At 57.2% G+C, this 24865-nt stretch carries 24 protein-coding genes; 10 read left to right on the forward strand and 14 right to left on the reverse strand.

Annotated elements, in window-relative coordinates:
- Positions 1–222: 222 nt before the first annotated feature.
- The 3 genes from gap to ACKXGA_RS04715 form a co-directional block, all read right to left on the reverse strand.
- Positions 223–1254, reverse strand: a complete 1032-nt coding sequence (gap, locus tag ACKXGA_RS04705; protein WP_005931138.1) for a type I glyceraldehyde-3-phosphate dehydrogenase — start codon at positions 1252–1254, stop codon at positions 223–225.
- 175 nt (positions 1255–1429) lie between these two features.
- Positions 1430–2236, reverse strand: coding sequence for a hypothetical protein (locus ACKXGA_RS04710; RefSeq protein WP_423730198.1), 807 nt, complete (start codon positions 2234–2236; stop codon positions 1430–1432).
- Complete coding sequence (locus ACKXGA_RS04715; RefSeq protein WP_005931146.1) at positions 2236–3606, reverse strand: citrate synthase; 1371 nt, start codon at positions 3604–3606, stop codon at positions 2236–2238. The genes ACKXGA_RS04710 and ACKXGA_RS04715 overlap by 1 nt, the downstream gene beginning before the upstream one ends.
- A 185-nt stretch (positions 3607–3791) precedes the next feature.
- On the opposite strand from ACKXGA_RS04715, the gene ACKXGA_RS04720 reads away from it, so the two are divergent.
- Positions 3792–4811, forward strand: coding sequence for a SpoIID/LytB domain-containing protein (locus ACKXGA_RS04720; protein ID WP_423730199.1), 1020 nt, complete (start codon positions 3792–3794; stop codon positions 4809–4811).
- Positions 4812–5008: 197 nt separating this feature from the next.
- Here the strand turns inward: ACKXGA_RS04720 and ACKXGA_RS04725 are convergent, their stop codons facing one another.
- Positions 5009–5707: a hypothetical protein gene (locus ACKXGA_RS04725; RefSeq protein WP_179860358.1), complete on the reverse strand. Its 699-nt coding sequence runs from the start codon at positions 5705–5707 to the stop codon at positions 5009–5011.
- A 304-nt stretch (positions 5708–6011) separates the two neighbouring features.
- On the opposite strand from ACKXGA_RS04725, the gene ACKXGA_RS04730 reads away from it, so the two are divergent.
- The gene (locus tag ACKXGA_RS04730; protein WP_423730200.1) at positions 6012–7010 is read left to right on the forward strand and encodes a glycosyltransferase family 2 protein; all 999 of its coding nucleotides are present in this window, start codon (positions 6012–6014) and stop codon (positions 7008–7010) included.
- 79 nt (positions 7011–7089) lie between these two features.
- Here ACKXGA_RS04730 and ACKXGA_RS04735 read toward each other — a convergent pair whose 3' ends face one another.
- Both ACKXGA_RS04735 and ACKXGA_RS04740 read right to left on the reverse strand, forming a co-directional pair.
- Positions 7090–7986 (reverse strand): Ice-structuring protein, encoded by an 897-nt coding sequence (locus tag ACKXGA_RS04735; RefSeq protein ID WP_423730201.1) that lies wholly within the window; start codon positions 7984–7986, stop codon positions 7090–7092.
- A 114-nt stretch (positions 7987–8100) separates the two neighbouring features.
- Entirely contained in the window at positions 8101–8442 is a 342-nt protein-coding gene (locus ACKXGA_RS04740) for an arsenate reductase family protein (protein ID WP_097770382.1), read from the reverse strand.
- Positions 8443–8598: 156 nt separating this feature from the next.
- On the opposite strand from ACKXGA_RS04740, the gene ACKXGA_RS04745 reads away from it, so the two are divergent.
- From ACKXGA_RS04745 to tsaD, 3 genes are all read left to right on the forward strand, one after another.
- Positions 8599–8787, forward strand: a complete 189-nt coding sequence (locus tag ACKXGA_RS04745; protein ID WP_005931159.1) for a ferredoxin — start codon at positions 8599–8601, stop codon at positions 8785–8787.
- 121 nt (positions 8788–8908) lie between these two features.
- The gene (polA, locus tag ACKXGA_RS04750) at positions 8909–11467 is read left to right on the forward strand and encodes a DNA polymerase I (protein WP_423730202.1); all 2559 of its coding nucleotides are present in this window, start codon (positions 8909–8911) and stop codon (positions 11465–11467) included.
- A gap of 3 nt (positions 11468–11470) precedes the next feature.
- A complete protein-coding gene (gene tsaD, locus ACKXGA_RS04755) occupies positions 11471–12478 on the forward strand; it encodes a tRNA (adenosine(37)-N6)-threonylcarbamoyltransferase complex transferase subunit TsaD (RefSeq protein ID WP_005931163.1) in 1008 nt (335 codons plus the stop codon).
- Positions 12479–12647: 169 nt separating this feature from the next.
- Here tsaD and rplL read toward each other — a convergent pair whose 3' ends face one another.
- The 7 genes from rplL to rpmG form a co-directional block, all read right to left on the reverse strand.
- The gene (rplL, locus tag ACKXGA_RS04760; protein WP_005931165.1) at positions 12648–13022 is read right to left on the reverse strand and encodes a 50S ribosomal protein L7/L12; all 375 of its coding nucleotides are present in this window, start codon (positions 13020–13022) and stop codon (positions 12648–12650) included.
- 70 nt (positions 13023–13092) lie between these two features.
- On the reverse strand, positions 13093–13608 hold the full coding sequence (gene rplJ / locus ACKXGA_RS04765) for a 50S ribosomal protein L10 (protein ID WP_005931168.1): 516 nt from the start codon (positions 13606–13608) through the stop codon (positions 13093–13095).
- A 272-nt stretch (positions 13609–13880) separates the two neighbouring features.
- Positions 13881–14573 (reverse strand): 50S ribosomal protein L1, encoded by a 693-nt coding sequence (rplA, locus tag ACKXGA_RS04770; protein WP_005931176.1) that lies wholly within the window; start codon positions 14571–14573, stop codon positions 13881–13883.
- A gap of 57 nt (positions 14574–14630) precedes the next feature.
- Positions 14631–15056, reverse strand: a complete 426-nt coding sequence (gene rplK, locus ACKXGA_RS04775; RefSeq protein WP_005931181.1) for a 50S ribosomal protein L11 — start codon at positions 15054–15056, stop codon at positions 14631–14633.
- 133 nt (positions 15057–15189) lie between these two features.
- A complete protein-coding gene (nusG, locus tag ACKXGA_RS04780) occupies positions 15190–15720 on the reverse strand; it encodes a transcription termination/antitermination protein NusG (protein WP_005931184.1) in 531 nt (176 codons plus the stop codon).
- A gap of 28 nt (positions 15721–15748) precedes the next feature.
- On the reverse strand, positions 15749–15988 hold the full coding sequence (gene secE / locus ACKXGA_RS04785) for a preprotein translocase subunit SecE (RefSeq protein ID WP_005931188.1): 240 nt from the start codon (positions 15986–15988) through the stop codon (positions 15749–15751).
- A gap of 16 nt (positions 15989–16004) precedes the next feature.
- Entirely contained in the window at positions 16005–16154 is a 150-nt protein-coding gene (gene rpmG / locus ACKXGA_RS04790; protein WP_005920501.1) for a 50S ribosomal protein L33, read from the reverse strand.
- Positions 16155–16460: 306 nt separating this feature from the next.
- Here rpmG and ACKXGA_RS04795 point away from each other — a divergent pair, with 306 nt between their 5' ends.
- The 5 genes from ACKXGA_RS04795 (at position 16461) to ACKXGA_RS04815 (ending at position 23946) form a co-directional block, all read left to right on the forward strand.
- Entirely contained in the window at positions 16461–17555 is a 1095-nt protein-coding gene (locus ACKXGA_RS04795) for a D-alanine--D-alanine ligase family protein (RefSeq protein WP_097773558.1), read from the forward strand.
- Positions 17548–18372, forward strand: coding sequence for a glutamate racemase (murI, locus tag ACKXGA_RS04800; protein WP_005931199.1), 825 nt, complete (start codon positions 17548–17550; stop codon positions 18370–18372). The genes ACKXGA_RS04795 and murI overlap by 8 nt, the downstream gene beginning before the upstream one ends.
- Positions 18373–18391: 19 nt before the next feature.
- Positions 18392–18865, forward strand: coding sequence for a DUF1934 domain-containing protein (locus ACKXGA_RS04805; protein ID WP_227611447.1), 474 nt, complete (start codon positions 18392–18394; stop codon positions 18863–18865).
- Between the two features lie 162 nt (positions 18866–19027).
- Complete coding sequence (gene argS, locus ACKXGA_RS04810) at positions 19028–20842, forward strand: arginine--tRNA ligase (RefSeq protein ID WP_423730203.1); 1815 nt, start codon at positions 19028–19030, stop codon at positions 20840–20842.
- A 404-nt stretch (positions 20843–21246) separates the two neighbouring features.
- Positions 21247–23946, forward strand: coding sequence for a leucine-rich repeat domain-containing protein (locus tag ACKXGA_RS04815; RefSeq protein ID WP_423730204.1), 2700 nt, complete (start codon positions 21247–21249; stop codon positions 23944–23946).
- A 147-nt stretch (positions 23947–24093) separates the two neighbouring features.
- Here ACKXGA_RS04815 and ACKXGA_RS04820 read toward each other — a convergent pair whose 3' ends face one another.
- Entirely contained in the window at positions 24094–24777 is a 684-nt protein-coding gene (locus ACKXGA_RS04820; RefSeq protein WP_117476004.1) for a metallophosphoesterase, read from the reverse strand.
- Positions 24778–24865: the final 88 nt, after the last annotated feature.

The following is a 24865-nucleotide window of genomic DNA, read 5'->3' on the forward strand; positions in this document are numbered from 1 at the left end:
CAGCGCATCCCGGTGTCGAACAGTAACATAATACAGAAATTCATCGCGGAGATCTTTCAAACACATAAAAAACACCCTTCCTCTCACGGAAACCCGCAAAAGGAAGGGTGTTGAACTCATTATCCTGTTGTCGTACCAATCACAGCATGTTCGTACCAGAAAGGTTAAAACATGCTGTTACTCAGCACAACACCTCAAGCACTTTTGAGCGTAGAGCTGTGATTAGCAGTTCTCAGCGAAGTACTTAATGGTACGAACCATCTGAGAGGTGTAGGAGTTCTCGTTGTCGTACCAGGACACGACCTGAACCTGATAGGTGTCGTCGTCGATCTTAGCGACCATGGTCTGGGTAGCGTCGAACAGAGAGCCGTAACGCATGCCGATGACATCGGAAGAAACGATCGGATCCTCGTTGTAACCGAAGGACTCAGAGGTAGCAGCCTTCATAGCAGCATTGATGGACTCCTTGGTGACATCCTTGCCCTTGACAACGGCAACCAGGATGGTGGTAGAACCGGTGGGAACGGGCACACGCTGAGCAGAGCCGATCAGCTTGCCGTTCAGCTCGGGGATGACCAGGCCGATAGCCTTAGCAGCGCCGGTGCTGTTGGGAACGATGTTCTGTGCGCCAGCACGAGCACGGCGCAGGTCGCCCTTGCGCTGAGGACCATCCAGGATCATCTGGTCGCCGGTGTAAGCATGAACAGTGGTCATGATGCCGGAAACGATGGGGTAGGTCTTGTTCAGGGTATCAGCCATGGGAGCCAGGCAGTTGGTGGTGCAGGAAGCAGCAGAGATGACCTGATCCTCAGCGGTCAGGGTCTTCTCGTTGACGGAGAAGACGATGGTCTTCAGGTCGTTGCCTGCGGGAGCAGAGATAACGACCTTCTTTGCGCCAGCCTGGATGTGAGCCATGCTCTTCTCCTTGCTGGTGTAGAAGCCGGTGCACTCCAGAACGACATCAACGTTCAGTTCGCCCCAAGGAGCATCCTTTGCGTCCTTAACAGCATAGATCTTGATCTCCTTGCCGTCGACGATGATGGAATCCTCGGTAGCCTCGACAGTGTGCTTGCCTTCGCCGATCTTGCCGCAGAAGGAACCCTGAGCGGTATCGTACTTCAGCAGGTGAGCCAGCATCTTGGGGCTGGTCAGATCGTTGATTGCAACGACCTCGTAACCCTCAGCATCAAACATCTGACGGAAAGCCAGACGGCCAATACGACCAAAACCATTGATAGCAACTCTAACAGCCATGTTAATAGTACCTCCTAAATGTTCTTACCCTTTTATCGGATAATAATCACGGTAGCTTTATTATAGACCAAATCGCGGAAACCTTCAAGTGTCCGCCAAAAAATTAACAAGGTAATTTCACACTTTTTTGTTTTTGAACGATTTTCACAGCTTTTCTGGGAATCTTTTCAGCAATTCAACCAACGGCGTGTCGGGGTATTGCAGGCCTTTCGTCACTTCCTGCCACCCGCGCCACAGTGAACAGGCCCAGCGCGCCGATGCAGCACATGCCAAAGCCAAACAGCACCTCGGGCAGGTCAGCCGCCGTGATGCCGTGAAACAGCAGCACCAGCACCCGGGGCAGTTCCCAGCAGAAGCAGAGCAGGAACGTGCAGATCCCGGCCTCGCACAGCTGGCAGCCGTTGGACGTTTCCGGCAGCCAGAGGGCGCGGACCATCGCCGAAAGAAACACCAGCGCGGCCAGCATCTGCCAGACCATGGCAGTCGGCTCCACCCGGTGCCAGCTGGAGCTGTTCTCCATAAAGCGGCTCAGCACCCCCCAGTAGAACACCGCCGTGCCAAGCACCGCCGGGGTCATGCTCCGGCCGGGCAGACGGTATTCTCCCTTATGCGTCCAGCTGCGGCCCAGCCGGATCAGCCAGACAGCGCACACCAGCTCCAGCACGGCACGCACCAGCGCGCCAACGCCGGTCATGCCCACCGCCAGACGCACCGCACCGGCCAGGCCGACACACACGCCGCCCAGCACCGATGTAACTCCCACCGGTTTGCAGGCACTGCGCAGAACAAGGGGCTGGCGGGCCAGCTTCCGGGCGGCAATGATGCCAACGACCAGTGCCGCCCACAGGCCGCCGTACCGCAGCCAGACAGAGCCCGCCGTACACAGGCCGGTGTTCCAGTCCGTCCACAGGGCAAGATCAAGCCCGCGCCCAATGGCAAGGGCACCACCACAGGTGAAAATCAGCACAAATAAAGCGTTCATCAGCGTTCCTCGATCGGTTTATATTTCTGGCGCACGCCCAGATACTTATAGGCGGGCCGGATGATCCGGTTGGCAAAAATGACTTCCTCCACCCGGTGTGCGCACCAACCTGGCACACGGGCAATGGCGAACAGCGGGGTGTAGATATCCTCAGAGATGCCCAGCATGTTGTAGATCAGGCCGCTGAACAGGTCCACATTGGCGCACACCGGCTTGCTGCTGCCCTTCTCCTCGGCAAAGATATCGGGAGCCAGCCGCTCGATGCTGCACAGCATGTTGTACTCTTCCTCAAAGCCCTTCTCGTAGGCCAGGTGCTTGGCGCGCTCCTTCAGGATGACCTCACGGGGGTCGCTCATGGTATAGACCGCATGGCCCATACCGTAGATCAGGCCGGAGCCGTCGCCCGCCTGCTTGCGCAAGATGCGGCGTAGATACTCGCGCACCTCGTCGTCGTCCTCCGGATGCTCCACATGCTTGAGGATATCCTGCAGCTGACGGTTGACCATCAGGTTGGCACCGCCGTGCTTGGGGCCCTTCAGCGCGCCAATGGCGGCTGCAATGGCCGAGTAGGTATCGGTGCCCGAGGAGGACAGCACACGGGCGGTGAAGGTGGAGCAGTTGCCGCCGCCGTGGTCGGCGTGGACCAGCAGGCACATATCCAGCAGCTTGGCTTCCTCGTGGGTGAACTTCTGGTCCGGGCGGTAGGTGCTCAGGATGTGCTCCGCGGTGCTCTGGCCGGGCTTGGGCATGTGGAAGAACATACTCTGCTTGTCATAATAGCGGCGCTTCATCTGGTAAGCGTTCACCATCATGGTGGGCATACTGGCGATCAGGTTGATGCTCTGGTTCAGGATATTCTCCAGCGTCAGATCCTCGGCATGCTCGTCATAGGAATACAGGCCCAGCACACACCGCTGCATCTTGTTCATAATATTGGGCGAAGGAGCATTCATGGTATCCATAAAGCCATCGGGCAGGGCGCGGTGCTCTGCCAGCAGCTCACAGAAATCGTCCAGCTGCTCCTGGGTGGGCAGGCTGCCGAACAGCAGCAGCCAGATGACCTCTTCAAACACAAAGCGGTCATTGCGGTAAGCCTCGTTCACGATCTCGTTGATGTCCACACCGCGATAGATCAGACGGCCCGGAATGGGAATGACATGCCCTTCCTGATCCTTTTTGTAGCCCACAACGTCACAGACATTGGTCAGGCCTGCCAGCACACCGGTGCCATCCGGGTTGCGCAGGCCGCGCTTGACACCGAGACGTTCGCTCGTCTCCGGGTCGATGTAGTTGTTTGCCAGATACTCTTCACACAGCGTCCGCATGGTCTGCGGATCCAGCGACGCTACTTCTGCATGGGTATAGTTCATGCGCGAATTTCCCCTTTCTCTTATTTCTCTCTTATATACTTTCCGGCCATCCACCATGATGGCACACCCTTATGATAGCGCTTTTGTGAAGTAAATTCAAGTCTTGGATGAAATGTGCGCTTTTTCACCCTGCCGGGCTGGTACACTGGGCCCAGAAAAATGCCTGTCCGGGAGGGAAAACTACGATGAAAAAGACATTCTTTCTCCTCTGCGCCCTGCTGCTGGTGCTGGGCACACTCCTGCCGATCGCCGGTTACCGGCTGACACTGGCGGTGTTCGGCCCGGCACAGGGGGCTTCTTCCGATCCCCTGCCGGACACTGCAGCTTCGGAAGCCGCCCCGGACAGCGCCGTCGTGCCGCCCTCCGATCAGGACAGCGAGAGCTTTCTGCTGGCCGACCAGAGCGCCGGGGCCGTGGTCTCGGTGCCTCGGCGGGAATATCTGATCGGAGCTGTGGCGGCGGAAATGCCCATCAGCTGGCCGGACGAGGCGCTCAAGGCGCAGGCCATCGCGGCCCACAGCTATGCCCTCTACTGCCGCGACCATGCCGCCGAACCGGCTTCCGGCTGGCTGAGCGTGGACCCCGTCCGGCGGCAGGGATACTTAACGGATGCAGTTCTCCGCAGCTACTGGGGCACCGCCTATGAAGAAAACTATGCCCGCCTCTCGGCGCTGGTGGACAGCGCGCTGACCGATGTGCTCTACTACGACAACGCCCCCGCCGGGACAAGCTACTTTGCCATCTCCAACGGCATGACCGAGGCCAGCGAAAACGTCTGGGGCACTGCTCTTCCCTATCTTGTGGCCGTGGACAGCTCCGCCGACCTCAATGCGGACAACTATCTTTATACCGTCCAATTCACCACCGAACAGATGCAGCAGGCTCTCGCCGGGCTGGGCCTTCTCCCTGACCCTGCCGCACCTGCCAGCTGGTTCGGAGAGGCCGCGCTTACCCCTTCGGGCTATGTAGCCTCCCTGCCCGTCTGTGGGCAAAGCGTCACCGGCCCGGCCCTGCGCAAAGCGCTGGGCCTGCGGAGCGCCTGCTTCACGGTGCAGTATCAGGAGGGCAGCTTTCTCCTCACCACCAAGGGCTATGGCCACGGTGTGGGTCTGAGCCAGTGGGGTGCCAAGGCGCTGGCCGAGCAGGGACAGAGCGCGGAGGAAATTCTGGCGCACTATTTCCCGGGGACAGAGCTGCGGAGGTGAACGGGCTCACCCTCTCCGTCATCGCTTACGCGATGCCACCTCCCCCAAAGTGGGAGGCCTTGGCAGTAAATGCAAGGTTTGCGGTTTTGTCAAGAGCTCTCCCTTTGGGAGAGCTGGACGCGAAGCGGCCTGAGAGGGTGAGGATGCTAATAAAAAAGGCAGCTGACCCAACGGCCAGCCGCCCAGAAGATCAATATTCAGCCAAACAGGCTCGTCCACCAATCCTGACTGCTGCTTTCCTCGCCAGCAGCGACTTCAGTCTCTGCCGCAGTCTCAGTTTCCGCGGCGGCTTCCTCCGCCTGCACAGCCTCTTCCAGAAGCTCCAGACCATCGTCATTGCCATCCTCGGTGATGTACCAGTAGCAGGACGCGCCGCCAATGGAGATGCTGGCGGCAGACAGCGGCACACGGCCGGAGGCAACGCCGTTGGAAGGATCGGAACAGTAGAACACGCCGTCGGTGTAGTCCGTCAGGAGCACGGCATGGGGTCTGGTGCGGTCGTACAGCACAATGCCTTCCGGATGCTCTGCCAGAATGGAGACCAGCGCTCCCGTCTTGGCCGCCTTGCCCGAGGGCAGGGTCGCATAACCCACATGCATATCGTTGTATGTAAAGCTGTGGGAGAGCCCGCCCGACCAGGCCGTGCTCTTGATGCCGTTTTCGGTCACATCCACCCAGCTGTCCATCCCATCCAGATAGGCCCGGCGGCGAAGCATCATTGCGGCAGAGGCCAGGGTGCAGGTGCCGCCCCGGCTCTGTTTGAAGTAGAACCCAACATCAACGTTCAGGTCCACGGCCAGTGCCCCGGGGAGCAGCACGGCCATCAGGGCCATCGTTGCAAGCAGGGCAGCGAGAGTTTTCCGAAGTTTGCTTCCAAAGTGCTTGGCTGTTTCCACGTCAGTATCCTTTCTTCACAAAAGAGCGTTTCATTCACTGGTGTAAAGTATATCATTCTGTTACTCTTTTGTAAACAGTTTTGCAGCCATTTTCTCAATATTTACACGCTTTGGTCACAATTCAAGGGCAGATTGCACAATCGTACAGTGAAGTGGTTGGATATTTGCTACAAAAGTCCGGAAAAGTTTTTCATCGTGCTTCCCACGCCTTCTCTCAACTGCCGGTTTCTTTTTCAACGCAATTATGGTATAATCTGCCCTGAAGTTGAATTTTCAGGAGCATTTATATCAGGAGCATTTATATATGAAAGCAACCATCGTCATCCCCAACATCAACGGCAAAGGCTGGCTCAAGGACTCCATCGAGTCGGTCTATGCCCAGACAGAGCAGGATTTTGAGCTCATCATCGTGGACAACGGTTCCACCGATGAAAGTCTGGAGCAGGCCCGCAGCTACTGCGGCCGCCCCAACTTCACCCTGATCGAAAACGGCACCAACACCGGCTTCTCCCACGCCGTGAATCAGGGCATTGCCCGGGCCAGGGGCGAGTATGTGGTCATGTTCAACAACGATGCCTTTGCCGAGCCCGACTGGCTGGCCGAGCTCATCCGCACCGCCGAGACCGATCCCAAGATCTTTGCCGTGCAGAGCCTGATGCTCCGCCACTTTGAACGGGAACTGGCCGACGATGCCGGTGATTACGTCACCTGGATGGGCTTTGCCTGCAAGACCGGCGACGGCCGCCGGGCCAGCCGCTACACCAGGCAGAAGCGCATCTTCTCGGCCTGCGGCGGCGCGGCGCTCTACCGCAAGAGCATTCTGGAGGAGATCGGCACCTTTGACGAGAACTTCTTCGCCTACTTTGAGGATGTGGACCTGAGCTGGCGTGCCAACAACGCAGGCTACAAGTGTGTCCTCTGCCCCACCGCAAAATGCTACCACATCTGCGGTGCCAGCACCGGCGCGGTGAAGTACAACGCCTTCAAGAGCCAGCAGAGCGGCCGGAACAGCATCCTGCTCCCCCTCAAGAACGAGCCGCTGCTCATGCTCATCCTGAACTTTCTTCCGCTGGCGCTGGGCTATCTGCTCAAGTGCTACAAGTTCCACAAGCAGGGCTTTGGCGAAGCTTGGGACAAGGGAATGCACGAAGCCTTTGCCCTGCTCAAAGAGGGACGGCTCGGCAAGCGCCCCTTCCGCCTGAAGGATCTGCCCAACTACATCCTCATGGAGCTGTGGATGATCTGGAACATGGTGCCCTACCTGTGGTATCGTCTGGTCGTGGTCAGGTTTGATCTGAAGTAATCTGGAAACAAAAACACCCCTGCGTGGAATGCTTCACACATTCCGTGCAGGGGTGTTCTGTCTGATTCCGGTTTTCGCTTTATGCCGCCGGGCTCTCGGAGGAAGCCTCGGTGCTCTCCGCCGCAGTGCTCTCCGCCGCCCCTTCCACCGGGGCAGCCTCCTCAGCAACGGCGCTGGCGGCGGCAGAATCGCCTGCGGTTGCAAGGATGGCATCGTTGACCTCGCTCTCAGCCAGCGGGGCGGGCTCCGCAGCAGAGGTTGCGCTGTCGGCAGATTCGGGCTTGGTCTCGCTGTCGGTCAGGCCGGTCAGGTACCAGCTGCCGCTCTGGCGGCTGAACAGGTAGTCCATATACTTGGTGGGCGTGTCGGACAAGTTGTTCAGGATGCTGTCATCGCTGCTCTGGGTGGGGATATAGCCCACGGTAACGTGGAGCAGGCCATCCTTCTTGAACAGTCTGGTGACGGTAGCGCGGAAGATGCCCACGCTGCCGGTGACGGGGATCTTATAGCACTGGGTCGTCTCGTCAAACTCGATGGTCATATCGTCCATCTCAAAGCTCCTGTGGGTCAGCTTGAAGCTGGGGCCCACCAGCTTTGCCAGATAGGCATCCACATCCACCGAGGGCAGCAGCAGCTGTTCGGTGTCGGGGTCCGTATTGTAGTTGTCAAAGCCTCCCTGGGTCTCCTGGATGCTGTACACGCAGCCCCAGACAGCGGCTTCGCGCAGGGTCAGGTCATCGATGTTCTCAATGCCGTCAAAGGGCAGCGGGTCGAACAGGACCAAACCTTCCAGCCGGTCCTCATATTCCGCTTTCTGCTGGGTGTCGTCAAACAGGGTGGCCACACCCTTCACACCGGCCCGCACGACCGTTACAATGCCCACCAGCGCCAGCACGGCGATCAGCAGGCCAAGGGCCTGCCGGGCGCGGCGGCGGTGGAGCCGGGCGTGTTCTTCCGGGGTCATATAGGTCTTCATATCGTTATCGTCTCCTAAATCAGGTCATCTTTTGGGGAAATACCAGCTTTCAGTATACCACAAACTGCCCGCCGGTGCAAAACCCGGGGCGTGGATTTTTTGTGAAAGCGCGATTTATTCCCACGTTTTCCAGATCTCGGGCTGGTAGCCCACGGTGGCCTTTTTGCCGTTGCGCACAATGGGCGTTTTGAAGAGCTGCTGATTCTCGAACAGCTTGTCCTCCTTCTGCCAATCCACCAGTGCATCCAGCAGAGCCAGCGTCTGCTTATCCTTTGCCGCCGGGTTTACCAGCTGTTCCCAGCCGCCCAGCGCGCGGGCCACGTTCTCAAACTCGCCCCGGCTCATCTCTTTTTCCTTCAGGTCGATCATCTGGAACCTGATGCCCCGCTCCTTGAAATAGCGCTGGGCCTTTTTGGTATCAAAGCACTTGCTGGTGCCAAAGATCTGAATGTTCATCGTTTTTCCTCCTGGATCCTGTGTGCTCTATTGTATCATATCTGCCGGAAAAAACCTAGGGATAATTCATCTTCTTTCCGTCCATACTTGCTTTATCACAAGCCGACCCTGAGATTGAACGAAGGGCGGGCCATTTCAGAAAGAGAGGAACTTTCCATGAAAGCATTCGTTGACCCCGATCTCTGCATCGGCTGCACCCAGTGCACCGGGATCTGCCCCGAGGTGTTCCAGATGACAGGCATCCTGGCCGTCGCTGTGCCGGGCGAGCTGCCACCCGACACCGTACCCACCGCCGTGGAAGCCGCACAGGCCTGCCCGGTGAGTGCCATCACCATCTCGGAGTAACACCTTCACCTGCCTTCCCAACACGGGAGGGCATTTTTGTTTTTTCTGCAAAAATCCCCCGCTGGCCCCCATTTTGTGTTATACTATAAATTGAGTTATAATGCAATGGAGGAGACTGACTATGCGTTTACTGGTCATTGACGGCAACAGCATTGCCAACCGTGCCTTTTACGGCATCAAGCTGCTGACCACCAAGGACGGCCGCTATACCAATGCCATCTTCGGCTTTTTGAATATTATGAATTCCCTGCTCCGGGAGTGTGAGCCCGACGAGGTGGCCGTTGCTTTCGATCTGAAGCACCCCACCTTCCGCCACGAAATGTATGACGGCTACAAGGGCACCCGCCACGCCATGCCGGACGAGCTGGCCCAGCAGATGCCCATCCTGAAAGAACTGCTCACCGACTTGGGCTACCGTCAGGTATCAGCAAAGGGCTGGGAGGCCGACGACATTCTGGGCACGCTGGCCGCTGCCTGCGAGGCCCGCAGGGACGACTGCTTTCTGGCCACGGGAGACCGCGACAGCCTGCAGCTGGTGAGCGAGACCACCACCGTGCTGCTGGCCACCAGCGCCATGGGCCGCAGCAAAACGGAGACCATGGATCTGGATGCCATCCACGAAAAGTACGGCATTGAGCCCAAGCAGCTCATCGAGGTGAAGAGCCTGATGGGCGATACCTCCGACAACATTCCGGGCGTGAAGGGCATCGGCGAAAAGACCGCCATGACCCTGGTCAAGAACTTCGGCACTCTGGATAACGTGTACGACCATCTGGACAGCCCGATCATCAAGCCCCGTCAGCGGGAAAACCTGCTGGCCTGCCGGGAGGATGCCTACCTCAGCCGCACGCTGGGCACCATCCGCACCGATGCCCCCATCGACACAGCGGAAGGGGCCTACAAGGTGACCGAGGGCAACAAGCCCGCTGCTGTCCGTCTGATGCAGGAGCTGGAGATCCAGACCCTCATCACCCGGTTCGGGCTGGACGGCATCGTTCCGGAACAGGACCCCGACACCCTGCCGGAGGTAGACGCAGCCATTGCGTCCCTGCCCGCAGAGCCCTCCGGCCACTATCTGGTGGCCGCGCGTCCCGCTGTTCTGGGCAAAAAGAGCGCGATCGTGCAGCCGGAGGCCTGGTACGCCGTGCAGGACACCACCGTGTATCCCCTCTCCGAGGAGGAGCTGGTCTCCCTGCTGGACGACCCCAAGGTGACGCTGGATGTATTCGATTCCGCTCCCCTCTACGCCAGAGCCATGGCCGCAGGCAGCTGGGGCAGCAGCATCGTCTGGGACGGCAAGCTGGCCGCCTACCTGCTGGACGCTTCCGCTTCCCACTATCTGCTCACCACCCTTGCCACCAGCTACCATGCAAGGTCGGCGTTCTCCTGTGAGGAGTACCCCGATGCCGGTTTCCTGGCAGACCTGTTCGCCAGAATGAAGGCGGAGATCACTGAAAATGGAGAGGACGACCTCTACAACAACATTGAGTTCCCGCTGGCACAGGTGCTGGCCGATATGACCCGCACCGGCATCCTTGTAGACCGTGAGGGCATCGAAGCCTTCGGCGTGCAGCTGCGGCAGGAGCTGGATCAGGTGCTGACCCGCATCGAGATGGAGGCAGGCACCTCCGATTTCAACCCCAACAGCCCCAAACAGCTGGGCACCCTGCTCTTTGATACCATGGGTCTGCCCCACGGCAAAAAGACAAAGAACGGCTGGTCCACCGATGCCGAGACACTGGAAAAGCTGCGGGACATCCCGCTGGTGGAGGACATTCTCCAGTACCGTGCCTGCCAGAAGCTGAACTCCACCTATGTGGAGGGTCTGCTCAAGGTCATTGGCGAGGATGGCCGCATCCACACCCGTTTCAATCAGACCGAGGCCCGCACCGGGCGGCTCTCCTCTGACAATCCCAACCTGCAGAACATCCCCATCCGCACCGAGATGGGCAGCAAGCTCCGCGCCTACTTTGTGGCAAAGCCCGGCTGCGTGCTGGTGGATGCCGACTACAGCCAGATCGAACTGCGCATCCTGGCCCATGTCACCGGCGATGCGCACATGCAGGAGGCGTTCCTCTCCGGTGCCGACATCCACCGCAGCACCGCAGCCAAGATCTACAACATCCGGCCTGAGGATGTCACGCCCCGCCTGCGCTCCAGCGCCAAGGCCATCAACTTTGGCATCATGTACGGCAAGGGCGCTTACAGCCTTTCCAAGGACATCGGCGTGAGTGTCAAGGAAGCAGAGGCCTTCCTGCAGACCTATCTGGCCACCTTCCCCAATATCGACGGTTATATGGAAAAGACCATTGCGGATGCCCGCCAGTGCGGCTACGTTTCCACCCTGTTCGGCCGCCGCCGCGCCCTGCCGGAGCTGAACAGCAACAACCACAACATCCGGGCCAGCGGCGAGCGGATGGCCCGCAACACCCCCATTCAGGGCACGGCCGCTGATGTTATCAAGCTGGCCATGGTGCGTGTCTGGCGGCGGCTGCGGAACGAGAAAATGGAAAGCCGCCTGATCCTGACGGTCCACGATGAACTGATCGTGGAAGCCCCGGAAGCTGAGGCCGAAAAGGCCGCGCAGATCCTGCGGGAGGAAATGGAAGGCTGCGTGCACTACGCGGTGCCCCTGAGCACCGATGTGCATACTGGCAAAAACTGGCTGGAGGCCCACTGAACTATGATCGTTTTAGGAATCGAATCCACCTGCGACGAGACCGCCGCATCCCTTGTGGAGGATGGCCGCCGCCTGCTGAGCAACGTCATCTCCACCAGCGTCAAGGAGCAGGCTCTTTATGGCGGCGTGGTCCCTGAGATCGCCAGCCGCCGCCACTGCGAGTTCATCAGCGCCACGGTCAAAAAGGCTCTGCTGGACGCAGGCAAGACCATGGACGATGTGGACGCGGTGGCTGTCACCTTTGCGCCGGGCCTGATCGGCGCGGTGCTGGTGGGCGTGAACTTTGCCAAGGGGCTGGCCTATTCTGCCAACAAGCCGCTGGTTCCGGTGCATCATCTGCGGGGCCACATTGCGGCCCTTTACCTGACCCATCCGGAGCTCAAACCTCCCTTCCTCTGTCTGGTGGCATCCGGCGGCCACAGCCATATCGTGGAGGTACAGGACTACACCCACTACCACATTCTGGGCCACACCGTGGACGATGCCGCCGGTGAAGCCTTTGACAAGGTCGCCCGCACCCTGGGTCTGCCCTATCCCGGCGGCCCCAGCGTGGCAAATGCCGCCAAAACAGGCGACCCCAAGGCCTATCGCCTGCCGGTGCCTCATGTGGACGGCAAGTACAACGTCAGCTTCTCCGGCCTGAAAACCGCCGTGCTGAACGAGGTAAACAAGGCGCAGATGAAGAACGAGGAGATCAACGTGCCTGATCTGGCGGCAAGCTTTCAGGAGCGCATTGCGGGCATTCTGGCCGAAAAGCTGCTACTGGCCGCTGCCGACACCGGGGCAAAGCAGGTCTGTCTGGCGGGCGGCGTGGCCGCCAACGGCCGTCTGCGTCAGCTGGTGAACGATGGTGCCCAGAAGCTTGGGGCCAAGGTCTATCTGCCGGAGCTGAAATTCTGCGGCGACAACGGCGCAATGATCGCGGCGCAGGGCTACTACCAGTACATGGCGGGCCACACGGCAGGCCTTGATCTGAACGGTCTGCCCACCCTGCCCATCGACTACGAATAAACGAAGCAAAACCAAAGCTCCCGGAGCGGTGCGGCATTCAGTGCCACCGCTCCGGGAGCTTTTTGCCCTGCTGCGGGCGCACAACCAAAAAGGCACCCTCGCCTTTCAGCGAGAGTGCCTTTTGTTTCAAGAATAAGAATTCAAGAAAGAACGTTCAGAAGGGATCAAATTACTTGATCTCGACCTTAGCGCCAGCCTCTTCCAGCTTCTTCTTGATGTCCTCAGCCTCAGCCTTGGAGGCCTTCTCCTTGACAGCCTTGGGAGCGCCGTCAACGATAGCCTTTGCTTCCTTCAGGCCCAGACCGGTGATCTCCTTGACCAGCTTGATGACCTGCATCTTGGTAGCGCCAGCCTCAGCCAGGATAACGTCGAACTCGGTCTTCTCTTCCTCAGCGGCAGCAGCAGCGCCAGCAGCAGCGGGAGCAGCAGCAGCAACAGCAGAAACACCGAACTCCTCGCAGTAAGCGTCGATCAGCTCTTTCAGCTCCAGAACGGTCAGGCCCTTGACGGACTCGATGATGGCAGTAATCTTCTCAGAAGCCATGGTAATAACCCTCCAATATCAATGGTTTTTGTTTGTTTCAGTTTTGTGTTAAGCAGCGGTCACGCAGCCATCAGGCAGCGGGCTCCTCCTGCTTGTCGGCGTAGGCCTGCATAGCAACAGCCAGACCGGACAGAGTGCTGGTAAGAGCACCTGCGAACATGGACAGCATACCCTCGCGGTTGGGCAGCTTTGCGATGGCGTTGGTCTCGGCAGCGTCCATGACCTTGCCTTCCATGAAGCCAGCCTTCACGACGAACTTCTTGGACTTATCGCCATCCTGGTACTTGCACAGGATGCGGGCAGCGGACATGGGGTCTTCTTCGTGAGCAAAGGCAACAGCAGTGTCACCCTTGAAGTTCTCAGCCAGGCCCTCCAGGGAGGTACCCTTGACAGCCAGACGCAGCATGGTGTTCTTCACGACCATGTAATCAACGCCTGCCTCACGCAGCTCCTTACGGAGCTTGGTGTCGTTCTCGACGTTGATACCGCCGTAAGCGACGACGCAGCCGGAAACCGCACTCTCAAACTTTGCCTTCAGATCAGCGACATAAGCCTGCTTTTCAGAAAGAATCTTTGCACTGGGCATTCGGTTTCACCTCATTTCAAAAACTTGTATCGAAAGCCGGAGCAACGAAAAAGCCTCTTTCCCGCACTGTGTCGAGAAAGAGGCATAAAACAACTTTACGCGCGTTTCTCGGCAGGCGGTTTACACCTTACGCTGAACTCCAGCACCTGCTGTCTCAAAAACAGCATCATTATTTTACCGCAAACGCGCGGTGTTGTCAAGCGCTTTTTTGAATTTTTAAAGATTTTTTCTGTCATCCGTCAGGATGACAGAAAAAACTTCAAAGCTTCAAATTAGACACCGTACTTCAGGGTGTTCAGACGGATGCCAGGGCCCATGGTGGTGGCGATGGTAGCGCTCTTGAAGTAGGTACCCTTTGCAGCAGCGGGCTTTGCCTTTGCAATAGCGCTCATCACGGTATCCAGGTTGGTGTACAGCTTCTCAGCGCCAAAGGATGCCTTGCCCACGGGAACGTGGATGATGTTCTGCTTGTCCAGACGGTACTCGATCTTACCAGCCTTAGCCTCGGTAACAGCCTTGCCCAGGTCGGGAGCAACGGTACCGGCCTTGGGGTTGGGCATCAGGCCGCGGGGGCCCAGAACCTTACCAAGACGGCCAACGCGGCCCATCATGTCGGGGGTGGTGACAACAACGTCGAAGTCCATGAAACCGCCGGCGATGCGTGCGATCAGCTCGTCATCACCCACGATGTCAGCGCCGGCTGCCTCAGCAGCAGCGGCAGCAGCGCCCTTAGCAATGGCGCAGACGCGGACAGTCTTGCCGGTGCCGTTGGGCAGAACAACAGCGCCGCGGACCTGCTGGTCAGCGTGGCGGCCGTCAACGCCCAGGCGGACGTGCAGCTCAACGGTCTCATCGAACTTGGCGGAAGCGGTCTTGCAAGCCAGCTCCAGAGCCTCGTTCATATCATACAGCTTAGAAAAATCGACCTGCTTAGCAGCATCGACATAGTGCTTGCCATGTTTCATTGTATATCCTCCTATGTGGTCATGCGGGCAGTGTTATGCCCTCCCACTGTTTGTGTCTCAGCCCTCGACGGTAACGCCCATGGAGCGGCAGGTGCCACGGACCATGCTGCATGCAGCTTCCAGAGAAGCAGCGTTCAGGTCGGGCATCTTGGTCTTGGCGATCTCTTCCACCTGAGCGGCGGTCAGAGTTGCAACCTTTTCCTTGTTGGGCTTGCCGGAAGCGGTGTTGATGCCAGCAGCCTTCTTGATCAGAACGGCAGCCGGAGGAGTCTTGGTAATGAAGCTGAAGGAGCGGTCAGCGTAAACGGTGATGACGACGGGGATAACATAACCCATCTGGTTCTTGGTACGCTCGTTGAACTCCTTGGTGAAGGCCATGATGTTAACGCCCTTCTGACCCAGAGCAGGGCCAACAGGGGGAGCCGGAGTCGCCTTGCCGGCCTCGATCTGCAGCTTAATGTAGCCAGTAACTTTCTGTGCCATAGTAAATGCACCTCCAAAAATCTGTGGTGAGTTGCGGCGTGGTCTCCCCACGCCTCCCACGAGCGCGTACACGATGCACACGCTCTATAAGAACCGCACTGCGGTCTTACCTTGGTAAACGGATGCCGGTTGGTTACGGCAGCTCGACCTGCGCGATATCCACTTCTGCGGGTGTCTCGCGGCCAAACATGTTGACCTTGAGCTTGACTTTGAAGCTCTCGGTATCGATGCCCTCCACAAGGCCCATAAAGCCTTCCAGCGGGCCGGCGGTGATCTGCACGGTATCGCCGACATTGAAATCGACGGTCAGCGGAGCCGCCTTTTCAACGCCCATCTTCTCCACTTCCTCAGCAGAGAGGGGAACGGGCTTGGATGCGGGACCGACGAAACCGGTGCAGCCGCGCGTGTTGCGCACCACATACCAGGTATCGTCGTTCATGACCATCTTGACCAGAACGTAGCCGGGGAACAGCTTATGCTCCACCATACGTTCCTTGCCGTCCTTGATCTCAGGCACCATCTCGGTAGGAACCTTGATGTCACAGATCAGGTCCTGCAGATGGCGGTTTTCCACCATGGTCTGTAGGTCGTTCGCAACCTTGTTCTCGTAACCGGAATAGGTGTGGACTACATACCAAAGGGCCTCATTGGTCTGTTCTTCCATTTTGGTTAAGCCTCCGTTTCAAGATGAATCATGCGCCGATGATCAGGCCCAGGATGCCGCCGAAAATGGCATCCAGCGCGATCATCACGACGGCTGCGATCGCCACGGTCACGAGCACGACGATGGTGTTGGTCTTAACGTCCGCCTTAGACGGCCACACGACCTTCTTCAGTTCGCTCTTCGTGTCGCGGAAGAACTTGGCGATGTTTGCGCCAAAGCCCTTCATTCTGGCTACAAAGCCCGGCTTTTTCTCGGTTTTGTCTGCCATGATGCGTCCGCCTTTCTTACTTCGTCTCGCGGTGAACCGTGTGCTTCTTGCAGAAACGGCAGTACTTCTTCATCTCAAGACGATCGGGGTTGTTCTTCTTGTTCTTCGTGGTGTTGTAGTTGCGCTGCTTGCACTCGGTGCAGGCCAGAGTGATTTTAACGGTCATTTGTTGACACCTCCATTATAACGGTTGTTTTGAACCTCCCTCGGCTTGCGGTGCACGCCCTAAAAACAGGGCGCACTTAATAACCCCGCAAAAGAGGTAATATCATTGTATCACGCGTTTTGCCATTCGTCAAGCGGATTTTTTGCGTTTTTGAGACTTTTTTGAATTTTTTCTCTCCTGCCTGTTTTGGCCTACGCCTTGAATCCGCCGCATAGATATAGTATAATAAAGTGTCTATAACTGCTTATAGAAAATCCGGCCCCGGGCAAAGCGCCCCTTCCGGCCATAAGATCAGGAGAGATCATGATGCAATCTGAAGATAAACTCTGTGTCGTCGTGCTGTTTGGCGGCATGTCCAGCGAGCACGAGGTCAGCCGCGTGTCCGCCGGTACCTTTGTGGACAACCTGGACCGCGCCCGCTACGAGGTGCTGACCGTGGGCATCACCCGGGAGGGCCGCTGGCTGTGCACCGAGGCCACCAGTGCCCAGATGGCCGACGGCAGCTGGGAAGAGCTGCCCGGCAACATGCCCTGCGTCATCAGCCCCGACCGCGCCGACCACGGCATGATCCTGTTCACCCCGTCCGGTCAGGTGGAAAAGCTGCACGTGGATGTGGTCATCCCCGCGCTCCACGGCCTGTGGGGCGAGGACGGCACCGTGCAGGGCCTGCTGGAGCTGGCCGGCATCCCCTACGTGGGCTGCGGCGTGCTGGCAAGCGCTGTCTGCATGGACAAGGCCGTGGCCAACGCTCTGTTTGATGCAGCCGGTATTCCCCACACCAAGTGGCTGAGCGCCTGCCGCTGGGAGATTGAGAGCGACCTGGACGGCGTGTGTGACGGAGCCATTGCCAAGCTGGGCTGGCCCATCTTCGTCAAGCCTGCCAACGCCGGTTCCAGCGTGGGCATCACCAAGGCCCACGACCGGGATGAGCTCAAGCAGGCCATTGCACTGGCCCTTGAAAACGACCACAAGGTGGTGTTCGAGGCCTTTGTGGACGGCCACGAGGTCGAGTGCGCCGTCATCGGCTCTGACCCTGCCGTGGCCACCCGCCCGGGTGAGATCCTGGCCGGTGCCGAGTTCTATACCTACGACGACAAGTACAAGAACGGTGTAAGCCAGGTGGTCATCCCGGCCAGACTCAGCGAGGAAAAGCTGGACGAGGTCAAGACCTACGCCGCCATGGCCTACACCGCCCTGAACTGCGAGGGCCTGGCCCGCTGCGATTTCTTTGTGGAGCACGGCACCAACCGGGTGATGATCAACGAGATCAATACCTTCCCCGGCTTCACCCCCATCAGCATGTACCCCAAGCTCATGGAGCACGAGGGCACTCCCGTGCCCGCCCTGATCGATCACCTGATCGAACTTGCGCTGGAAAGGACGGAAAAGCAGCATGGATAACCGCCCCATCGGCGTATTTGACAGCGGCCTGGGCGGCCTGACCGGTGTGCGGGAACTGCGCAGGCGGCTGCCCCACGAGAACATCGTCTACTTTGGCGACACCGGCCGGGTGCCCTACGGCAGCCGCAGCCCGGAGACTATCCTGCAATATGCCCGGCAGGACATCGCGTTCCTGCTCTCCAAGGATGTCAAGTGCATCATGGCGGCCTGCGGCACGGTATCCAGCACCTATCCCGCCGCTGAGGCCGAAAAGCTCCCGGTGCCCTATCTGGGCGTGGTGGATGCCGCCGCCCGGGAGGCCGCCTTTTCCACCCGGAACCGGCGCATCGGTGTCATCGGCACTGCAGCCACCATCCGCTCCCGCAGCTATGAGGCACTCCTGCGCAGGCTGGTGCCCGGTGTGGAGATCACCGCCCGTCCCTGCCCGCTCTTTGTGCCGCTGGTGGAAGCAGGCTATGTGGATCACAGCGCCCCGGACAAGCAGGAGATCACCAAGCTGGTCATTGCCCAGTACCTGACGGAGATCCGGGATGCCGGGGTGGACACCCTGATCCTGGGCTGCACCCACTATCCCCTGATCAAGACCATGATCGGTGAGTTCATGGGCCGGAACGTGGTGCTGGTGGACCCGGCCAAGACTGCCGCCCACCATCTGGAGCGCATCCTGAGCGAGCGGGGGCTCAAGGCTGACCACCCCGCCGGGCAGGCCCATTTCTATGTCAGTGACGCGCCGGACGGGTTCGTGCAGACAGCCGACCTGTTCCTGGGCGAGTACAAGGGCGGCGAGGTGGAGCAGATCGCCATTGACAAATATTAAAGTGAAGGAACACAAAACTGTGAGCACTGCACACAACGAAGATTACCGCATCCTGATTCGAAGCGTCTCGGAGCAGTTCGAGCACACGGAGCCCCTCCCCGCCGAGGAGACAGACAAGATCGAGCTGATGACCTATGGCAGCTTCCTGAAAAAAGCCGGTTCCTATTATATTAGCTATAAGGAGACGGAGACCATCGGCTTTGCGGGCTGCACCACCACCATCAAGATCGCCGAGGACGGCAGCCGGGTGGCCCTGCTCCGCTTTGGCAAGGTCAACACCCAGCTGGTCATCCAGCGGGATTACCGGAACATCTGCTACTACGAGACCGAGGTCGGCCCCATTACGCTGGGCGTGACCGGCGACGGCATCGCGTGCGACCTCTCGGAGCCTGCGGGCGGCACGGCAAAGTTCAGCTATCTGCTGGATGCCGATGACCCCACGGCGCTCATCAATCGGACAACGCTTGAGATCCAGGTCGAGCACATCAACTGAACATCCTCACCCTCTCCGTCATCGCTTGCGCGATGCCACCTCCCCCAAAGTGGGAGGTCTTGACAGAAATTATAGAGTTTGTGGTTTTGTCAAAAGCTCGCCCTTTGGGAGAGCTGGACGCGAAGCGGCCTGAGAGGGTGAGCCCGTGAAAGGATAAAAATTATGACAGACTTTGAAAAGACCTATCAGAACTACAACCCCCGGGCAGCGGCACTGGCTGAGGCCCGCGCTCTGCTGACCGAGGCTGCCAAGGCCGCTATGGCCGACGGTACTCTGCCCGAGGCCGAGCTGCCCGCTTTTATCGTGGAGATCCCTGCCGACACCAAGAACGGTGACATCGCTTCCAATCTGGCCATGGCCGGTGCCCGCACCTGGCGCAAGGCCCCCAAGATGATTGCCGATGCCCTTCTGGCCCACCTGCCTTCCATCGAGCATAGCGTGTTTGCCAAGGTGGAAGTGGCCGGCCCCGGCTTCATCAACCTGTTCCTCGCCCCCTCCTTCTGGGCCAGCGTGGTGCTGGGTGCCTGCTCCAACAAGGAGTACGGCCGCACCGACCACGGCAAGGGTGCCAAGTACAACGTGGAGTTCGTTTCTGCCAACCCCACCGGCCCCATGCACATGGGCAACGCCCGCGGCGGCGCTCTGGGCGACTGCCTGGCCGCTGTGCTGGACTGGTCCGGCTATGATGTGACCCGCGAGTTCTACATCAACGATGCAGGCAACCAGATCCAGAAGTTCGGCAAGAGCCTGGCCGTCCGCTATCTGCAGCAGTTCTGCGGCGAGGAAGCCTATCCCCTGCCCGCTGAGTGCTATCAGGGCGGCGACATCAAGGTGCTGGCCAGTGAGTTTGCCGAGATCAACGGCGACAAGTACGTTGCAGCCTGCTCTGGGCTGGACGAAGAGGCCCTTTTTGCCAGCGAAGCCTTTGAGACCCTGAAGAACGCCCTGGTGGATTACGCCCTGCCCAAGAACATTGCCGCCCTCAAGCGCGACCTGGGCAAGTACCGCATCGATTACGATGTCTGGTTCCACGAGAGCACCCTGCACGAATCCGGCGCTGTCCTGGATGTTGTGAACAAACTGCTGGAGCTGGGTGCCTGCTACAAGGCCGTGGATGGTGCCATCATGTACCGCAGCGCCCAGTATGCTGCCAAGTACGGCACCGTCAACAAGAAAAAGACCGAGGACGGCACCGAGGAGGAAGCCAAGGACGAAGTCCTCGTCCGCGCAAACGGCATCCCCACCTACTTCGCCGCCGACATTGCCTACCACTACAACAAGCTGGCCACCCGCGGCTTTGCCAAGGCCATTGATGTCTGGGGTGCCGACCACCACGGTCACGTTGCCCGCATGAAGGGTGCCATGGATGCCATCGGCCTGAACGGCAACGATCTGGATGTTGTGCTGATGCAGATGGTCAACCTGATGCGTGACGGTCAGCCTGTCCGGATGTCCAAGCGCACCGGCAATGCCATCACCCTGACCGACCTGCTGGAGGAAGTGCCCATCGACAGCGCACGCTTCCTGTTCAACATGCACGACGCAGGCAGCGGCATCGACTTTGACCTGGATCAGGCCGTCAAGACCGACAACGACAACCCCGTGTACTATGTCCAGTACGCACACGCCCGTATCTGCTCCATCCTCAAGAAGATGGAGAGCGAGGGCGTGGCCTTTGCCGGTGCCGAGCAGGTGGATGCCACCCTGCTGACCGACCCCAGCGAGATGGACCTGATCCGGATGCTGGCCGCCTTCCCGCAGGAGATCGTTATGGCTGCCGAGAAGTATGACCCCAGCCGCATCAACCGCTTTGTCATTGATCTGGCAAGCGCCTTCCACCGCTTCTACGGCAACTGCCGCATCCAGGGTGCAGATCCCGCCGTGCAGCAGGCCCGCCTGGCCCTGTGCATCGGTGTGAAGAACGTTATCTTCAATGTGCTGACCATGTTCAAGATCAATGTTCCTGAGAAGATGTAAAAGATAATGAGAAAGGGCTGTTGCAAAACAGTGCCAACGAAAAGATGAGATAGACTTCCCCGAAAGGGGGTGTCTATCTCATTTTTTTATTGTATGCTGAGCCTTCAATGAACCTGCTGCAACAGGCTCCAGGAAAACTCTGCACGTACCAATCACTCCCCCAAAGCCCGTGAATCCCTGATTGGGAAGTGCGCAAAAGCCCATATATATCACAGGACTCGGTTCTTTTTGTATCTTCCGTATAAAAAAATTCTCAGTTTTTGTGTTCTCTCACAAAGCATGTCCCATTATATTGACTTTGTATTTTCATCTACTGTAAAATATTTTGCGTAAAGCGTCATATTCATTCGCATTATGACGCACATCGGACAAGTCTTTTACGAAATACAAAGGAGGATTTTCTTATGAAAAAGCGTCTACTCAGCTTATTTCTGACATTCAGTATGCTGCTGACCTTTTTCCCTGTGAGCACTGTCACTGTTTTTGCAAGCGATTCCCCTATGGCATATACAGATGGTTCTTATCAGTTTATCCTCAATGCTGACAATACTGCAACAATAACAAAGTATACGGGCAATGAATATAGGATCACGATCCCTGTTCAGGTAGCACAAGGTACTCAAACATATCCTGTATCAAAAATCGGAGACCGGGTATTCTGCAATTACAAGTACTTCCTGACAAGTGTCCAGATCCCCGACACTGTAACAGAAATTGGCAGCAATGCTTTTTATAATTGCACCTCACTGAAAAGCGTTACTATCCAGGACAATAAAACATCCTGCGTGAAAAAGATCGGCCGCCAGGCCTTTATGTTTTGCAGCGTATTATCAGATATTTCCATTCTTGATTCTGTAACAGAGATCGGCTCTGAGGCTTTTCATCAATGCGAAAAATTAGATACTGTCACCATTCCAGAGGGTGTAACATCCGTTGCAGACGGCATGTTCAGTTATTGTTACAGCTTGCACACCGTTACTCTTCCAGACAGCGTAACTGCCATTGAAGAGCGGGCTTTTACCGGAACTGCATTGACTCAAATTCATATTCCTGCCAATGTGGCACGGATCGAAACTGATGCATTTTCCGAATGTTTCGCTCTCTCAACGATCACATCAGACAGCGAAAGCTATCCGGCAACAGACAATGTGTTGTACGAAAAAGCAGCAAATGGGGATTACACCTTAGTTCGTTATCCTTCTCGAAGAGCGTATCCTGCTTTCAAGATACCCAATGGTGTGGCACGAATTGAAACTCACGCTTTTGACTGTTGTTCGTATCTGGCATCTGTTAAAATCCCAGACTCTGTGATTTCTATTGGAACCGGTGCCTTTATGAATTGTCAAAAGCTACAAGACATTGAATTTTCATGCAGGATCACAGAACTTTCGGAATCAGTTTTTGCAGGTTGCATCAGTTTAAAGAGCGTCGATATTCCAGAGGGTATCACACAGATCCTCGATGATGCTTTTGCTGGCTGCGAGCAGCTCGAACGGATTGCAATTCCCAGCAGTGTAACCAAAATTCCCGCGTCGGCATTTTCCTCTTGTGAAAATTTGAAAACTGTGGAGTATTCAGGCTCTCGTTCTCAATGGAACGCTATTTCCACGAATTCTGGCCTACAAAATGTCCCTGTAGCACCTGGTTCTATTGATGTTACGGTAACCAGCGACATCCGTACCGTTACTGCCAAGGTTGATGGCAGCAGCGTTCCCATCAACGATGGCAAATTCATTGTCACGATTGGTAAAACAGTGGAATTGACCGTCAGCGATCCCCAATACAGAGATCGTTATACCTGGGCAGGGGGCAGCGGCACTGTGAGTGCAGACAACACCACCTATACTTTTGTTGCAGGTCAGGATGATACAGCCGTAACTCTGACCACTGTCGAACACACAAATTATGACACCGGTGATTTCACCATCAGCGGTCTAGCGGACTATTCCTATGGGGACAATATCGATATCAGGATCGAGCCCAAGGATACACGCATCACAGATTACATTGTAAGATATGTCAGGAACGCAGGCACCTCAAACGAAGAAGAATTCAATGAGCTTCCAAAAGATGCCGGAACATACACCCTGCGAATCATTCAGGGTGATACCGTCCGAATCGACATTCCGGAAAAGATCACGATCCACCCCGTTACCATCACCAATGATACTTTCCAGAACGAACTCACTGTCACCCTTCCAGCGGATGCTGTGGAAGAGGAAGGCAATGATCATACGGCCACAGTGACTGTCCGGGCGGACAGCAGGCTGAATGCTCTTTTGCAATCTGACGAGATCAAACTTGAGATTGTCTATCTCAACGATATGGGAGAAGAAGTCGTTGCCCCCACAAAAGCAGGCAGGTATACCGTAAAGGTAAAGATCCATTCCAATAGTCCCAATCTGATCTCTGCCATCGTGGACGGAGGCACGTTTGAAATTCGTCAAAAAGCTGCTCCCATTGTTCCCACTGCAGATCTTTATCCCCTGACCATTAAGAATGCTGCCGTTCTCATTGAGCATGATGGCGAAGAGATTCATGCTGAGAGAAACGAGATTGGTGATCTGGTTGCAAAGGTGCCTGAAAACGCCAGTGTAACTGTCACCTACATCAGCCAGAGCGATGCCATTGCGTTCGATCAATGGTTGGTCAGCGGTTTGGACGATTCGATCGATGTCAAGCAAAATCCATTGCGCTTTCAAATGCCCGCAGGTGAAAAGGGTGTAACAATGGAAGCCATGACAAAAGATGCTTCCATCGAAGATGGTGGTTCTGGCATTCTGGGCACCGTTATGGTCATTGGTGCTGCCGCCGTGCTGACATGGCAGGGCTGCCGAATCGGCACAGAGCTTTATCTGAAGCGTATTCTCCCCGATGGCGCAGCGATCCCCGCCAATGCCACCGAACTTGCCGAACTGGTGTGGGATGATGCCGGCAAACCTGCTCCCGCTGCTGCGTTGGACACGGATGCCACCAATGCACAGAAGGCTCTCACCTGGGCCTCTGAGAACCAGCTGCTTCCTTCCAATAAAACTGCAGATGCTTCTGTAAGTTACTGGGAAGTGATCCAGATCTGGCGCAAGGCGCAGACACTCAAGAACTAACCCCTGGCAGGCAGAAAGCCCCCTGACGATTACACTGTCAAGGGGGCTTCCTGCTGTTTATTGGTGAACCCAATAGAGTGTTCACGATCTTCTTCGTCTTTTTATGATGTACACCACCGGCCTGAAAGTCATGGGCACCTTCTCTTTTTACCGCTTCGCGTGGCGCTCGCCCATGGGGATGACATCACAAAAGACGCACCGGCTCTTGGTGGAAAGGGCCACATCCTTGTGGTAGCAGCCAAAGAACCACTTTTCGTAGGTCAGCTTCAGCAGGACCTTATCAAGAAACAGGTGCAGGCGGTTGGATTCGCCCACCGCGAGGGAAGTAAAATCAAGGAATCTGCTTGGGGCATCGTGGGTCAGCACATAATCTACCTGCCAGCCGTTTGCTTCGAGATTGGCCTCACAGGCGGCGTATTCCTCATCGCTGGGCATCTCCTGCGGCCACCAGTTGTATCCGGCCTCCCGCTCTTCCTTGTCGGGGCTCTCGGTGCCGCCGAAGCAGAGATATTTCTTTCCCTCCAGCTCCAGCACGCTGCCACGGCAGACATGGTACACATTGCCGCCCAAAGCCTGGACCCTGCCGCCAAACCGCTCCTCGACGGGGTACTGGGCCAGCAGGTCGTAATTCTCGTGGGCACCATCAAGGAAAAGCAGGGTATAGGAGCGCTTGCGCAGCCAGTCGAGCTTTTTCTGTTCCTCCTTGCTGCCATCCCACACAAAGCCGAAATCGCCCAGCACCACCACAATGTCCCGTTTGCCCAGCCAGCGGAGCCTGCCGTGCTTGAAGCGGTCAAGCTCGCCGTGGGTGTCGCCTGTCAGATATACCATAGTCCCCTCCTGCCGCTTTGTGAAACCGTGGCAAAACCCTTGTCTCTGCGCGGCAAACCTGTTATTATTAAAGGAGCGAATCTTTGTT

Source organism: Faecalibacterium hominis (ex Afrizal et al. 2022) (genome assembly GCF_049545105.1).
Lineage (GTDB): Bacteria > Bacillota > Clostridia > Oscillospirales > Ruminococcaceae > Faecalibacterium > Faecalibacterium duncaniae.

Excerpts from the sequence above, each read along its gene's own strand:
- gap (WP_005931138.1), bottom strand. The coding sequence starts at position 1,254 with ATGGCTGTTAGAGTTGCTATCAATGGTTTTGGTCGTATTGGCCGTCTG.
- ACKXGA_RS04710 (WP_423730198.1), bottom strand. The coding sequence starts at position 2,236 with ATGAACGCTTTATTTGTGCTGATTTTCACCTGTGGTGGTGCCCTTGCC.
- ACKXGA_RS04715 (WP_005931146.1), bottom strand. The coding sequence starts at position 3,606 with ATGAACTATACCCATGCAGAAGTAGCGTCGCTGGATCCGCAGACCATG.
- ACKXGA_RS04720 (WP_423730199.1), top strand. The coding sequence starts at position 3,792 with ATGAAAAAGACATTCTTTCTCCTCTGCGCCCTGCTGCTGGTGCTGGGC.
- ACKXGA_RS04730 (WP_423730200.1), top strand. The coding sequence starts at position 6,012 with ATGAAAGCAACCATCGTCATCCCCAACATCAACGGCAAAGGCTGGCTC.
- ACKXGA_RS04735 (WP_423730201.1), bottom strand. The coding sequence starts at position 7,986 with ATGAAGACCTATATGACCCCGGAAGAACACGCCCGGCTCCACCGCCGC.
- ACKXGA_RS04740 (WP_097770382.1), bottom strand. The coding sequence starts at position 8,442 with ATGAACATTCAGATCTTTGGCACCAGCAAGTGCTTTGATACCAAAAAG.
- ACKXGA_RS04745 (WP_005931159.1), top strand. The coding sequence starts at position 8,599 with ATGAAAGCATTCGTTGACCCCGATCTCTGCATCGGCTGCACCCAGTGC.
- polA (WP_423730202.1), top strand. The coding sequence starts at position 8,909 with ATGCGTTTACTGGTCATTGACGGCAACAGCATTGCCAACCGTGCCTTT.
- tsaD (WP_005931163.1), top strand. The coding sequence starts at position 11,471 with ATGATCGTTTTAGGAATCGAATCCACCTGCGACGAGACCGCCGCATCC.
- rplL (WP_005931165.1), bottom strand. The coding sequence starts at position 13,022 with ATGGCTTCTGAGAAGATTACTGCCATCATCGAGTCCGTCAAGGGCCTG.
- rplJ (WP_005931168.1), bottom strand. The coding sequence starts at position 13,608 with ATGCCCAGTGCAAAGATTCTTTCTGAAAAGCAGGCTTATGTCGCTGAT.
- rplA (WP_005931176.1), bottom strand. The coding sequence starts at position 14,573 with ATGAAACATGGCAAGCACTATGTCGATGCTGCTAAGCAGGTCGATTTT.
- rplK (WP_005931181.1), bottom strand. The coding sequence starts at position 15,056 with ATGGCACAGAAAGTTACTGGCTACATTAAGCTGCAGATCGAGGCCGGC.
- nusG (WP_005931184.1), bottom strand. The coding sequence starts at position 15,720 with ATGGAAGAACAGACCAATGAGGCCCTTTGGTATGTAGTCCACACCTAT.
- secE (WP_005931188.1), bottom strand. The coding sequence starts at position 15,988 with ATGGCAGACAAAACCGAGAAAAAGCCGGGCTTTGTAGCCAGAATGAAG.
- rpmG (WP_005920501.1), bottom strand. The coding sequence starts at position 16,154 with ATGACCGTTAAAATCACTCTGGCCTGCACCGAGTGCAAGCAGCGCAAC.
- ACKXGA_RS04795 (WP_097773558.1), top strand. The coding sequence starts at position 16,461 with ATGCAATCTGAAGATAAACTCTGTGTCGTCGTGCTGTTTGGCGGCATG.
- murI (WP_005931199.1), top strand. The coding sequence starts at position 17,548 with ATGGATAACCGCCCCATCGGCGTATTTGACAGCGGCCTGGGCGGCCTG.
- argS (WP_423730203.1), top strand. The coding sequence starts at position 19,028 with ATGACAGACTTTGAAAAGACCTATCAGAACTACAACCCCCGGGCAGCG.
- ACKXGA_RS04815 (WP_423730204.1), top strand. The coding sequence starts at position 21,247 with ATGAAAAAGCGTCTACTCAGCTTATTTCTGACATTCAGTATGCTGCTG.
- ACKXGA_RS04820 (WP_117476004.1), bottom strand. The coding sequence starts at position 24,777 with ATGGTATATCTGACAGGCGACACCCACGGCGAGCTTGACCGCTTCAAG.